Genomic DNA, 13,084 nt, shown 5'->3' on the forward strand with positions numbered 1-13,084 from the left:
TCGCCGGCGTCCTGCCCGACGGCGAGGAGATCCCCCTGTGCCGGTTGCGCTACGGCGGGTCAGCCCACTCGTTCGGCTTCGCGATCTACTCCGCCGCCCACGACCGCTACCAGGAAACCGCCCTGCTCACCGGATACCCCGCCGGTAGCCCCCAGGACGCCCTCGACACCGCCTGCACCATCCACCTCCCCGCCGAACCCAGCTGAATCACTGCACCCCCAAAGGACTTCCAGGCTCAACCACTTAGTTGCTGTGTAGCGATTCGCTGCTGACCTGGGGTGACACGGCGTTTTTGGTCGTGGTTCGGCGCCGTGTCGTGGTTCTACCGTCGACTCCCATGTTGCTGATCTTCTTCTCGTCACGGGGGTGGGAGTCGTGGGATGTCGAGGCAGCGCCGCTGATCCCCGAGCGCATGCCGGTGCTGGTCGACGACGATCTGCGGTTCGAGGACGGGCCGGGGTGCGTGCGGCCGGCGGCGGTGGTGAACCGGTGGCTTCGTGAGCTTCCGGCGTGCGGTGTGCCGGCGCCGCGGTCGTGGGCGGCGTATGCGCGGGCGGTGAAGGACTGGGTGGAGTTCCTGGCCGGGCACGGCATCGACGTGCTCGGCCCGCGCGAGCAGCTCAAACTGGCACTTGGGAAATATGCCGAGGACCGGTCGGCGGGGCCGGTGGAGCGGCGGCTGGCGGCGAGCACGTGGAGCCAGCACATAAGCATCGTGAGCATGTTCTACCGGTGGGCGATGGCCGAAGGCTATGCGTCGGCCGAGCCGTTCACCTACCGGACCGCGAAGGCCATGGTCGGCGGCATGGTGCGTGACGTCCGGGTGAACCTGGCGATGCGCCGAACTCCGAAACCGCACGTCACGATCAAATATCTGGAAGCCGACTTTGCGACGTTGCTGCTGAACGCGCTGGCCGGGCTGGACCGGGACGGTCAGGCGGATGCTGGCTATGCGGGGCGGGAGCTTGCCCGTAACCGGGCGGTGGTCGGGTTGGCGTTGGCGACGGGCCTGCGGTTGCAGGAGTTCTCGTCGCTGCTGGTCTATGAGATCCCGACGCCGCCGTCCCGGCCGGGGGCGCTGCCGGTGCCGTCCGGGGTGGCCAAGGGCCGTAAGTTCCGTACCAGTTGGATCAGCGTCGAGGCGCTGAGGGTTGTGCATGATTATGTGACGCTGGACCGGGCCGCCGCGGTGGAAGGAGCATCATGGTGTCCGCCGGCCCGGTGGGGTCCTGCGCTGCGGGTGAGCGAGCCGGACATGCGTGGCGGGCGGATTAACGGGGNGCGCCGGGACTGGGATGCGCTGACGCCGGGCGAGCGGCGGCGGCTGGTCGCTCCGGATGGTGGTTCGTGCCTGTTGGCGGTCCGCTCGGACGGCGGACCGTTCACCGCCTGGGCGACCGTTTTGGAACGCGCGTCGGATCGTATCCGGGCACGTGTCGAGCTGCGGTTCCCGCATGTTCATCCGCATCGGCTGCGGCATTCTTTCGCGATGGCCACGTTGGAACGGCTGGTGGATGGGCATTACCGGCGGGCCGCCGAACTGGTGGCGGCCGGTGGAGACGGCGGGCCGGACGCCGCGTTGGCGTTGTATCTGAGCAAAGCCGATCCGCTGCTGGTGCTGCGGGATTTGATGGGTCACTCATCGGTCACCACGACGGAGGCTTACCTTCGCCGGTTGGACACCACCCGGATTTTCGGGGAGGCGTATGCGCGAGCCGGCGCGGCGGCCGGCCTGGCCGATGATCCGGCGGCGGACACCGAGGTCGCGGCGGAGTTCACCGACGAACCTGGCGAGGACGACTGATGCCGGCCACGGTGACCGACGACGGGCTGGGGATCGTGTGCGTGTTCAGCGACGGCAGCCGAGCCAATGCCCGGCAGGACTACCGTCGGGGGCCCGCTGTCGCGTGAGGCGCGCAGGCAGGACCTGTTGCACCGCGCCCGCGCCGAGGACGTGCTGCACTGACAGCAGCACCAACGCCCCATCTCCGCGGAAACGCTGCGCAAGCGGCTCGCCGTTGGCACCGGGACAGCCCGCGGCCTGGTCGCCCAGTTGCGCGCTGACATCCACGGTGCGCTCGATGGTCGCAGCAACCGGCCGACGTCGTAGACCAGGGCGGCGAACCGAGGGACGCAGGTTGGCCGGTCGCTGATCCTCCTGCTCGGCCGACAGATCACACGGTGGTCGCCGGTGCGGTGGTGGTCGGGCTGTCATCCTCACGGGTGAACAGCGTCATGGCGGACGTCGGTCGGTGCGGTCAGCTCGCGGGGGGATTGCGGATGGCGGGTCTTCTGGAGAGCGTCGAGCCGGATGGCACGGGCGGGCATGTCGAACATGGTGCCGGCGGACGCCATGACCGGCCACCGGGTCGGCCGGCCNTCTTCACTCGGAACCGAACCGCCCAGACGGCTGCTGTTAATATGGGGGCGTGGACCGTTCGTGCCTCATCTGGTGGCGCTCTTCCTGAGCTTTAATGCGTGGAGTCATGTTGACCATAGCTCTTCCCAGACCAGACCGGTTTCGGCGAGGAACCCCAACAGCAACGGGGGCCGGTACTGCATTCGTTTCAGCCCGTGCTTGACCGCCTGGCAGACCTCGTCGAGGGCGCGGGCAGCCAGGTTCACCACAGCGGTGCGCTTGAGCTGTGACCACACCCCCTCGGCCGGGTTCAGCTCAGGGGCGTAGGCCGGTAGCAGCACCGCGCTCACCCAGCCCGCGTGCTCCCGCAGGAACGTGGTCATCTCCGTCTGCCGGTGGATGTTCACCCGGTCCCAGACCAGCACCAGCCGGCCCCCGGGAAGCTGCGCATGCGCGGCGGCCAGCAGATCCCGGCAGTCCTCCCAGCCGATCCCCCTGCGCCCGCCACCACCCCGCCAGGTCCGGGCCCGGTAGAGCAGCCGCGGACGCCAGCCGGGCCGGTAGCAGACCATCCCGACCACACTCACCCGGCCGTTCCCNCCCCGCCCCGGTACCCGCACCACCGGGGTCCGACCCCGCCGGCCCCAGGTCCGTGCCCGTGGCGGCCTCAGCCCCTGTCCTGTCTCGTCGAGGAAACAGATCCAGGCGTCCTGGGCCGCCGCGGTCTTTTTACCGCCGGCCACTCCTCCTGCGCCCAGGCGTCGACCGCGGCGTCGTCGCGTTCGACCGCGCGGCGGGCGGGGAGCTGGCACGACCAGCCCTGCCGGTCCAGCAGCAGCCACACCCCGGCCAGGGTGTAGTCCACCCCGAACTCTGCTGCGATCACCTGGCGGACCCGGGCCAGGGTCCACCGCTGATCCTCCCAGCCGTACGGCCCCGGTCCCCGGCGCAGGACCGCCTCCAACCGGGCCAGGTCCCGGTCATCCAACCGGCACCGCGACCCCGGCCCGGCCGAGCGCAGCCCGGACTCGCCCTCGGCCTCCCAGGCGTGGTGCCAGCGGCTCGCGGTCTTCGGGGTCACCCGGAACTCCCGGGCGACCTCGGCCTGGCTCGCCCCCGCGGCGAACCGGCCGGCCGCAGCCCTCCGGACCCGCTCACGTTCCACCTGCTCGGCGGGCGTCAACCCGCCACCCGTCGCATATCTCATATAGCCGGTCTACCCGATTCACACCCGCCCGTAGACAAACACAGAAAACCAGCTTGACCTCGAAGATTAAAGCTCAGTAGTAGGAGCGGCCGCCTTCCCAGCTGTGATCGCGCCGTTCGGATGGACGGCCCTTCGCGTCTCGGGGATCGGGCTCGTGCCATCGCGACGGCGGGACCGACCTTCCAGGAGATCCCGTGAACACTGATTCCGCGTCCATAGGCCTAGATACCACAGACTCGGACCCCGCTACCTCGGCGCTCAGAACCTCCGCCGCCCAGGCGCGCAGCGCGGAATTGGAAGAACTGATTCTCAGCAACCCCGAGCGGTTTCGGGTACTGACGGGTGACCGTCCTACCGGGCGCCTACATCTCGGGCACTACTTCGGCACGTTGCACAATCGGGTTCGCCTTCAGGATCTCGGGACGGAGATCTTCCTGATTATTGCTGACTACCAGGTTCTGACCGATCGCGACGTAGCGGACAACCTGACCGCCCACGTGGAGGAACTGGTCCTGGACTACCTGGCCATCGGCATAGACCCGGCACGCAGCACGATCTTCACACACAGTGCCGTCCCCGCCCTCAACCAGCTGATGCTGCCCTTTCTAAGCCTTGTCTCCGTTGCCGAGCTGAACCGCAATCCCACCGTCAAGGAGGAGATCGCGCATTCCCGGCAGTCGGCCGTCAGTGGCCTGATGTACACCTACCCCGTCCACCAGGCCGCCGACATTCTCTTCTGCAAGGGAAACCTGGTCCCAGTGGGCCAGGACCAGCTTCCCCNCCTCGAACTCGCCCGCACGATCGCCCGCCGCTTCAACGACCGCTACGGCGACGGCACCAGACTGTTTCCAGAGCCCGAGGCGCTCCTGTCGAGCGCGCCCCTTCTCCTCGGCACGGATGGCTCCAAGATGAGCAAGAGCCGGCGTAACGCTGTGGCCCTGGCTGCGACCGCCGACGAGACCGCCCGGCTGCTCAAGGGAGCGAAGACCGACTCCGAGCGCCACATCACCTACGATCCCGCGAACCGTCCCGAGGTGTCCTCCCTCCTCCTGCTCGCTTCGCTCTGCCAGAACCGGCACCCTCATCAGGTCGCCGACGACATCGGCTCCGCCGGGGCCGCCGCACTTAAGAAGATCGTGATCGAAGCGGTCAACGACTACCTGGCACCGATCCGGGCTCGCCGAGCCGACTACGCCGAGGACCGCTCCCATCTGCGCCGTGTGCTCCGCGAGGGCAACGAACGAGCGGGAGCCGTCGCCGACGCAACCCTCGCCGAGGTGCGTACCGCCATGAACAGCCACTACTGACGGTCTGGGGTCACCGGCCGGCCGGGTCGGCGCCGAGTCGCCCGAGACTGCCGAGCCACACCTGGCACCGGGCGGCTTCGGTGGCGACCCGGCTGTGGTGGCCGCCCGGCTTCCAGGAAGAGGGCCGCGGGAGTCGGTCAGAGCTGCCGGTCAACCGTCAGAACGGACTTCTTCGTGCCGGCCGCGGCCAGAGTCCCGCCCAGCAGAAGCGTCCCCACCGGCCAACGACGCATATGCACCGGTAGAGTGACGCAATAGTCGCCGACGCGCAGGATCAAGCCCTTGCCCACCAGGTCCCGCGCGGCCGCGGCATACTGCGGAGTCCGGGTCACGTCGGCCCACGCGCATCCCGACATTCCCTGCCGGAGCACGTCGATGAGGACGGCGTCGTCGACGATGAACCGATTCGTGGCCTCGCTCCTCTGGTCGACTACGGAGACGAAGTCCGGCCCCTTCCGGAAATAGAACAGACCAAAACTGCCCGCCGATCGCCAATGGCCGAGGGGGAGTTCTCCCTCGCCCAGGACGGTCACCTTCCCCGGAGGCGGTAGGTGATCGAGTATCCGAACCATCCCCATCTGGTCCGGGCTCAGGCTCAATGACCACGACAACCGCACTCCGATCGAGGAGCATTCGCGAACCAGCGCGATGCTTCGCGCGGTCACGTCAGCCGGGAGTCCTGACAGGTCGACGGCCTCAGCCAGCCGCACNCCGGCGACGGGCACACGCCGCAGAAGCGATCCCAGTTCGTCAGGAGCAGGGAGCCCGGTCCAGTCCGCACCGAGGACCAGCACCGCGGCGCCCGGTCGCCCGCCCGCCGGGCGGCGCCCGTGGCGGTCGGCCAGCGCCCTGAGTCCGTCGATATCCAGCAGGGCGCTCATCGGGATGCCGCGACCTCTCTGCCGTCGACAAGCTTCCGGCGGTACGGGTCGACCTCGAGCGCCAAGCTCACGTAGCGCCCTTCGTCCTCGAAGGCGAGACCGCGGTCGACGAAGTAACGAAGGATCTTCCGGGCTTCCTCGTCGGTCACGACTTGGCCGCCGTCGGCGAGCCGTCGGCGCACGCCCTCCCACCCGGCTCCCTGGAAGAGACCGAGGTATACATTGCTTTGCAGCTCGTCCAACTCGATGACCTCTTCAGGCCAGCTTGCCCGCTGGTCCTCGATGACCACCCGGCCCTGGTCGNCGATCCAATACAGAAGCGTGCTCCTTGGATAGGCCTCGGCCCAGTTTCTGACTGCCTGCTTCAGGTCGTCCTCCAGCGGCCCCGCGATCCCTCGCGTACTGCCGTCGAAAAGGTAGACGAGATCATACAACTCGCCTTTTGGAACATTATAGATAAGTTCATAGAAGCGCGCCGGCGTGCGGAACATGAATCCAAGGGAAGGATCATCGAAATAGGGACTGAACCTCTCCAGTGCAATGCGCCACGCGCCGGTTGGCGGCTGGAGGTGTTCCAGTGATGCCATTTTCCTCAGCAGGCTCTGATAATCTTCGTCGGTCTCCCCAGGGAATCCGTACAGGATGTTCCAGGTGACGCTCAGGCCGAGATCCATGCCATCTCGCAGCATACGCACGTTGTGCGCCGAACTCACGCCCTTTTCCATCAGCCGAAGCACGTGGCTGCTCAGGCTCTCGATGCCCGGCTGGACGAAGAGCACGTTCGCGTCCCTCAGGCGGCCCAGCTGCTCGCGGATCATGTTCGACTTGATCTCGTAGTGAATCCTCAGATCACAGTCGAGGGCCGCCAGCTCCGGCATCACCTTATCGATGTAGCCCATGTCGAGAATGTTGTCGACCATCACCACGTCGAGAACGCGGTGCCTCGACGCCAGGTCCCGGACCTCGTGCGCGATGCGTTCGGGAGCCTTGCTCCGAAAGTTAATGTTCGATCCGTTCAGGCCGCAGAAGGTGCACTGGTGAACTTCGCCCCACCAACAGCCACGGGATGTCTCGAGAACCGCCATCGGCCGGATGCCGGGGCCGAGCGACGAATTCTCGAGCGCCTGGAAGTAGCCGTCGTAGTCGGGGGCTGGCACCACGCCGAAGGGCACGGACGACTCGGCGGGNGGGTTCGTGACCGTCATCCCGTCGGACCGCCAGCTGAGGCCGGGTATGTCGGCGACACTCGCACCTGCGGCGACACACCTCAGCAGCGCGGGCAGCGACCGTTCGCCTTCACCACTGATCACGAAGTCGAGCTGATCGAAGTTCCGGTGCAGGGCCGGCCCCTGCGGCCCGTCGCAGTTGCTGCCGCCGATCACCGTGAGGACGCCCGGCGCGACTCTCTTGATCTCCCTCGCGAGCGCGAGTGACGGAACGTTCTGCATGAAAGTGCTGGTGAATCCGACGATGTCCGGTGGATCGGCGGCGATCTCGGCCGCCAGCTGCCGGATGAACGTCCGGGAGTGTCGCTGCATCTCGACGGGAACCTCCGCGTCGACACCCTGCGCGTCGAGAAGCTGCGCGTACTCGTCGACACGGTAGCTCGCGACGTCATACAGCGCGGGAGCGAAGACCCAGTCGCCGACGCCCTGAAAGACCTGGACCGCCACCTTGCCGTAGTCCGCCACGCCGATGGCTCCGCCGCTAGCGCACATCAGGTGCTCAGCCCACCGGAAGTTTCCGTACAACTCGTCCACGGACCAGCCGGGCGCCTGTTCGCGGACGGAAGGCCCGAGTACTCCCAGCGCACTGGACGGTGTGTCAAGTCCCTGCCATGGCATGGCGATAAGGAGAAGCCTCATTAGATTCCCACCTCGAATTTCGGTCGCTAGAAAGACACGGCGCGCTCGTGCGCCGAGACGCCCACGCCCGCGGCGCCGGCAGGATCCGTTGCCGGCCGAGCCGGAGATGACGCGGTCCTCACACCCAGATCGTGGGTACGCCTCGGCCAAGGGACCTCAGGAGGCTCTCCTGTGCTTCCGGTGCTCCGACGGAGATCCGTACGCCATACCCCGGATAGGGGCGGACCCTGATTCCTGCCTCCGCCAGGTCCTGCGCGAAGGAGTCGGCCGCAGCGGCCAGGGGGAGCCAGACGAAGTTGGCGCGAGAAGGCAGCACCGGCAGACCCGACCACCGGAGACCAGCGGTCAGTTCGTCTCGCGACACGGTCACCGTGTCCAGGCGACCGCGTAGCTCACCCTCGCTGTGCAGGGAGAGGATCGCCGCCTGCTCCGCGATGTGGGTGACCCCAAAGGGAAGACCGGCCTTGCGGACGGTCACCATGATCCGCTCCGGGCCCGCGGCGTAGCCGATCCGCAGGCCCGCTAGCCCGTAGGCCTTCGAAAAGGTCCGGAGCACGACGATGTTGCGGTGCCGGCTGAGAACATCCGGAGTACCCGGGGGATTCTCGCCGCGATCGAACTCGACGTAGGCCTCGTCGAGCACCGTGAGGACGTCGCCCGGCAGTGAGCGCAGAAAGGAGTCCAGACGATGGCGATCAATGACCACGCCGGTTGGATTGTGGGGAGAGCAGAGAAGAATCACCCTGGTGCGCGGGCCGACCCGCGCACGTATCTCGTCCAGGTCGTGATCACCGGTAGACGTGAGCGGAACGTGAACGCTCGTGGCCCCGCTGATGGCGACCAGGAGCGGGTAGGCGTCGAAGCCCGGCCACGCGTAGATGACCTCGTCGCCGACGCCGCACAGTGCGAGAAGAATCTGTTGGAGTACCCCGGCGCTTCCGGGGCCCACCGCCACCGCGTCTGGGGAGACGTGCAGGTGCTTCGCGATCTCCTCTGTGATGGTCCGTGCCGTCGGGTCGGGGTAACGGGCCAGCCGGCTGAGGCCATCTTCGATGACCGAGAGCACTGTGGGCAGTGGGGGAAGCACGAGTTCGTTGCTTGACAGGTCGAACCGCCCGGGCTCGTTTGCCGCCGTGTTCGCGGGCTCTGTGCTCCGATAGGCCGTAACGTCCCGCAGCGGGTCACGGCCGGCGAATCTCACTTTCACCGTTTGGGACTCCTGAGATCACGAGGGAGCATCGCCTGCGTCCCTGCACTTCTGCTGGTACCTGTCCGCTGTGCTCGTTGACCCTCCTCCCGAATCCCGAGACCCCGTGCAGAGGTTGGGCGGCAGGGTCTAGGCCGCTTCGGCCGCACGCGACTCTCGGATGGCGAGCAACTCGTATAGGAGTTCGTGAACCGGCGCGCTCAGACCTGCGTCGTGGGCCAGCCGGACAGCGGCCCCGGTCCACGCGTCCAGCTCCGACCGCCTACCGGTCAGGATGTCTCGCTGAAGTGAGGTGGTGACCCCGGCTGATTGCCTGTCCACCAGTCCCATCGCCGTGTCCACGGCGTCGTCGGGCAGGAAGATTCCCAGCCCGAGACCGGCCTCGTAGATCTCCCGCATGCCGGCGATCAGGAGCTGGCGAGTACCGCTCCGAGAACGGAGTTCGCCGATGGTCGCGCCGCCGGTGGCGGCTCCGAGACTGCCGACCGGCACCACCATCAGGAACTTCGCCCACAGGGTGGCCCAAATATCGTCAGGCTCGGTAACCGTCACCTGGGATTCTCGGAAGAGCTCACGAAGGCGCGTCACCTGCCTTGATGCCTGGCCGTCCCACGCGGTGAAACTTACCTCGCAGGTGGTGCCGGCGTGTCTAATCTCGCCAGGACCGGCCATCGTCGCCGCGATCCTTATCGTTCCGGGCAGCACGCGACGGCGGCCAATCCTCGCCGCGACCTGGCCGGGAGCGTCGACCCCGTTCTGCAGAGTGAGGACCGCGGTATCCGGGCCGACCATGAGGCCCAGCGATTCGACGGCATCGGAAAGCTGTCCCGTCTTTACGCAGAGCAGAACGAAGTCGACTCTTCCGATGTCGTCAGGGTGGTCGGAGGCGCTTACATCCGGCACCGACCAGCAACCTGAGTCATCCATTACCCGCAGCCCGTTCTTCTGGAGCGCGGCGAGGTTCTCGCCCCGGGCGAGGAACTCCACCTCGTGACCGGCGCCGGCCAGGCGGCCGCCGAGATACCCACCGACCGCGCCCGCGCCTACCACCGCGATCCTCGGTCCGCCTGCTCGTGCCGTCATCGCTGATCGCTCACGGGAGACGACCGGCGGGGGGNAATTCCGCGGCCGTGGCATACGGTGCTCATCGCGGCAACCGCTCCCGGACCCGGATGGGGAGCGCTCTGAGCCCCCGGCTGAGCGAGCTGTCGGCGAGCCACTCCACCTCGTCCTGACGGACTGCCAGCTCGAATCCTGGCAACCGGCGCAGCAGCGTTGTGAAGGCGATGTCTCCTTGAAGCCGGCCGAGGGGGGCACCAACGCAGAAGTGCGCGCCGTGGCCGAAAGCCAGATGGTGGTTCGGGGATCGGGTGACGTCGAACCGCTCCGGCTCGTCATATGCCTCCGGATCGTGCCCCGCGCTGGACAGCGAGAGATGCACGAAGCTCCCCCTGGGAATTTCTGTTCCGGCGAGCCGCATGTCCTCGACGGCGACCCGCATGGATGCCCAGGCGGCCGAACCCTCGAAGCGCAGCATCTCCTCGACCGCGGCGGGAATCAGCTCGGGAGTGGTTCGGAGCAGGTCGAGCTGGCCTGGGTGGCCGAGTAGCAGAGCAGTCCCATTTCCTATCAGGTTCGCGACCGTCTTGTGGCCCGCGATGAGCAGGAGGAGAATGGTGGAGAGGAGTTCGCGTTCACTGAGTGCGTCACTGTCTGCCGCCCTTACGAGCTCACTGAGCAGGTCCTTCCGCAGATCCGTGCGGCGTCGGGCCACCAGCCGGGTGAAGTAGTCGGTGAATTCCTCGGTCGCGGCCTTCAGCTCGGACTCCGCGTGCTGGAAGGGATCCTGGCTGAGAATGTAACCCCACTCGAGAAAGAGTGGTCTGTCCTGGACAGGTATCCCGAGATACTCGCAGATGACAGTGAGTGGAAGCGGCAGGGCAAACGCGCCGAGGAGGTCGATCTCACCGGGCGCGGGGAATGTGTCGATGAGATCGTCGACGACATCCTGGNTGCGGNGGCGGAGGTCGGCGATCGCGTTCGGCAGAAATGCCCGGCTGATCGGCCTCCTCAGCCGGGCGTGGTCGGGAGGGTCCGCGAATCCCAGGTTACGCACCATGAGGAGGCTGCTGGACAGAGCCCTGTCGCGAAACCTGGGAGGTAGGTTCTCCGCTTCCTTGGACAGGCGCGAGTCGGTGAAGGCCTCCGCCACGGCCCTGTGGCCGAGAACGGCGTATGCCTCACTTCCCGGAGGATAGTTAATCTGGTGGACGGGGCATTTCGATCTGAGCTCGGCGTTCGTCGCGTGCGGTGATGGGCCAGGATTGAGGAAGAACTCCGAGGGCAGANCCTCTGGCNCCTTCGGCTCCTGGACCGCCGGACGAATGCTACCTCCCGCCACTGCAGGTATTATCCAGACCACGTCACTTTCCTCGACGCGGGTCTCGAGATTTTCCAGGCCTCTGATGTCGTTGTCATTTCGATAGACGTTGATATACCGTCGGACCGACCCCTGGCCGTCCATGATCTTGTCGATGAGCCCGGGCAGGCACTCGTTCAGGTCGGCGAACACCTCGCGAATGTTCTCGCCCTTGGCAGCGACCTGCCGCTGCCCGCCGGACAGCGCCCGGAAGGCCGCTGGTATCTTGATGGTAACCATGGGCGGTGGAAGACCCTCGCGAGCGCCGTTCTGCGTTCCGTTCATCCTGTCTCCTCCTCTGGCCTGTACCGAGGCCACGCGATTGACGCGTCGTGTCTTCCGAGGCCGCCGCGGTGGACCGTCATCCCAGTCCGAACTCATCCCGGATCTGCGACGGGATGTGTAGGTCGAGCTCTGCGCACCGCTCTGGCCCTGCTTTCCATGCGGCGACCCGGTGTGCGAGGCCCTGACGGCCCGCGTGGACATACCAGATCAGGTTGACCGGCCAGGAGGACTGACGGAACAGGTACTCATCCATCCGGGTCGGCTTCTCGCTCAACCGCTGCGTCCGCTCATGCTGAGGTCCGATCTCATGCCAGTTCGGATGAGAATGAATCGAGCCGATCAGCTCGAGACCCGCCGCCTCGTGCTTTTTCACCGCCTGAAAGACGTCCTCGCCGGAGCACCAGAACCCGCGGCCGGGGTTCCTGTACACGTCGCCGAACTGCGGTGCGATTACATCTTCGAACTCGGCTATCACGTCCGCGTCGCTGTCGCGCACATTCTTCACGAATTCGATGTCGCCGATCGTGATCCCGTGGCGATTGTCGACACCGAACAGGAGGCCGGAGGCACGCGGTAGATGAGTTGGCACACCATCGGCGTTCCTACTCGCCAGGCACCGCTGATACTCCTCCACCGCGTGGTCGACGAAGCGCTTCGCGGGTTCGGGCTCGATGTAGGCTTCGTTCGACATCCTCGTGATCATCCCTGGGCTGGCCGTCCTGTCCTTCGGTTCATGACCTGGAGTACGCTACGTGCTGGTGGTTGAAGCCTACGTACGATGATCTCCGGCCTCCGATCAGCCGATTAGCTTGTCCGGATTCTTGTTCCGGCGTGACCAGGTCTTCCGTGCCTACCTGGTGAAGAGTTCCCGAGAATGGGGTGCACGAATTCAGGGCATCGGAAAGTGAAGACCTCCGATGGTCTATTCGGGCGGTACGAATTGACGCGTCTTCTGACGGTCAGTCGACGCCTAGCGACACGCTACACCTGGCGATGGCGCATGACAAGGCCAGCGCAATGCTCGACTCATCGAGAGGCGGGAATTGCGATCTCTTCCGGCTACTGAAAGTAAACGCGGTCCGTGACCCTTTGCGCATCCCATTAAGCGGATGTCGATATCTTCCGGCACGTCGATATCGGTATGTCGAGGGCCGACGCCGCAGCTAGCCTGGGCCGACTCCCGGGCTCTGATCGTCGCGTCCCCTCTCATCGATGGCGTATAGATGAGAGCTTCCTGTAGCTGCCTGCGGGCTCCGGNGACCTGTGATGTCANCAGTAGTAAGCAATGAAGTTCGAAGGGCTCTGCCTTCGGTCGGCGTCAACCTTGGGCGTCGCCCTCGTCTGGCGAGTAAGGTGCTTCCGCTGAACGCTCGGGTCGTGAAAGTTCCCACTGAACTTTCCTCACCTTGTGAATTGGGAATGTGTGATTTGGACAATTGCCAGCCACTGTTTCGACGCCTTGCTCATATGGGTGGCCGGATGGCCTGGCCGGGAGGACGCAGATCCTCTCCACTGCTGATCCGGAGTAGAGGCTCCCGTTGACCGGTCCGGAGC

At 66.2% G+C, this 13,084-nt stretch carries 10 protein-coding genes and 2 pseudogenes; 4 read left to right on the forward strand and 8 right to left on the reverse strand.

Annotated features, from left to right (window positions below; translation table 11 throughout):
* The 3 genes and pseudogenes from ALLO2_RS26740 to ALLO2_RS27645 form a co-directional block, all read left to right on the forward strand.
* Positions 1-206, forward strand: a pseudogene (locus ALLO2_RS26740) (hypothetical protein); the annotation flags it as partial.
* A gap of 131 nt (positions 207-337) precedes the next feature.
* Positions 338-1,804, forward strand: a complete 1,467-nt coding sequence (locus ALLO2_RS21900) for a site-specific integrase (protein WP_035734524.1) — start codon at positions 338-340, stop codon at positions 1,802-1,804.
* Between the two features lie 102 nt (positions 1,805-1,906).
* Positions 1,907-2,110 (forward strand): annotated as a pseudogene (locus ALLO2_RS27645) (hypothetical protein); the annotation flags it as partial.
* Positions 2,111-2,484: 374 nt separating this feature from the next.
* On the opposite strand, the gene ALLO2_RS21905 reads toward ALLO2_RS27645, so the two are convergent.
* Together ALLO2_RS21905 and ALLO2_RS21910 are read right to left on the reverse strand one after the other, a co-directional pair.
* Positions 2,485-3,060, reverse strand: a complete 576-nt coding sequence (locus ALLO2_RS21905; RefSeq protein WP_369808202.1) for a transposase — start codon at positions 3,058-3,060, stop codon at positions 2,485-2,487.
* Positions 3,027-3,566: a winged helix-turn-helix domain-containing protein gene (locus tag ALLO2_RS21910; RefSeq protein WP_011436304.1), complete on the reverse strand. Its 540-nt coding sequence runs from the start codon at positions 3,564-3,566 to the stop codon at positions 3,027-3,029. The genes ALLO2_RS21905 and ALLO2_RS21910 overlap by 34 nt, the downstream gene beginning before the upstream one ends.
* 194 nt (positions 3,567-3,760) lie before the next feature.
* Here ALLO2_RS21910 and trpS point away from each other — a divergent pair, with 194 nt between their 5' ends.
* Entirely contained in the window at positions 3,761-4,873 is a 1,113-nt protein-coding gene (gene trpS / locus ALLO2_RS21915; RefSeq protein ID WP_051875523.1) for a tryptophan--tRNA ligase, read from the forward strand.
* Positions 4,874-5,010: 137 nt separating this feature from the next.
* Here trpS and ALLO2_RS21920 read toward each other — a convergent pair whose 3' ends face one another.
* The 6 genes from ALLO2_RS21920 to ALLO2_RS23685 all read right to left on the reverse strand — a co-directional run bounded on the left by ALLO2_RS21920 (position 5,011) and on the right by ALLO2_RS23685 (position 12,221).
* Positions 5,011-5,754 (reverse strand): DUF5825 family protein, encoded by a 744-nt coding sequence (locus ALLO2_RS21920; RefSeq protein WP_011436302.1) that lies wholly within the window; start codon positions 5,752-5,754, stop codon positions 5,011-5,013.
* Positions 5,751-7,619, reverse strand: a complete 1,869-nt coding sequence (locus ALLO2_RS21925; protein ID WP_084588523.1) for a RiPP maturation radical SAM C-methyltransferase — start codon at positions 7,617-7,619, stop codon at positions 5,751-5,753. The genes ALLO2_RS21920 and ALLO2_RS21925 overlap by 4 nt, the downstream gene beginning before the upstream one ends.
* A 118-nt stretch (positions 7,620-7,737) precedes the next feature.
* Positions 7,738-8,826, reverse strand: a complete 1,089-nt coding sequence (locus ALLO2_RS21930) for a histidinol-phosphate transaminase (protein ID WP_023841531.1) — start codon at positions 8,824-8,826, stop codon at positions 7,738-7,740.
* A 129-nt stretch (positions 8,827-8,955) separates the two neighbouring features.
* Positions 8,956-9,909 carry a 2-dehydropantoate 2-reductase gene (locus ALLO2_RS21935; protein WP_035734526.1) on the reverse strand — a complete coding sequence of 318 codons (954 nt, stop codon included), beginning with the start codon at positions 9,907-9,909 and terminating at the stop codon, positions 8,956-8,958.
* Positions 9,910-9,970: 61 nt separating this feature from the next.
* The gene (locus ALLO2_RS21940; RefSeq protein ID WP_232235261.1) at positions 9,971-11,530 is read right to left on the reverse strand and encodes a cytochrome P450; all 1,560 of its coding nucleotides are present in this window, start codon (positions 11,528-11,530) and stop codon (positions 9,971-9,973) included.
* A gap of 76 nt (positions 11,531-11,606) precedes the next feature.
* Complete coding sequence (locus ALLO2_RS23685) at positions 11,607-12,221, reverse strand: hypothetical protein (protein WP_011436295.1); 615 nt, start codon at positions 12,219-12,221, stop codon at positions 11,607-11,609.
* Positions 12,222-13,084: the final 863 nt, after the last annotated feature.

It is taken from the genome of Frankia sp. Allo2 (genome assembly GCF_000733325.1).
GTDB lineage: Bacteria > Actinomycetota > Actinomycetes > Frankiales > Frankiaceae > Frankia > Frankia casuarinae.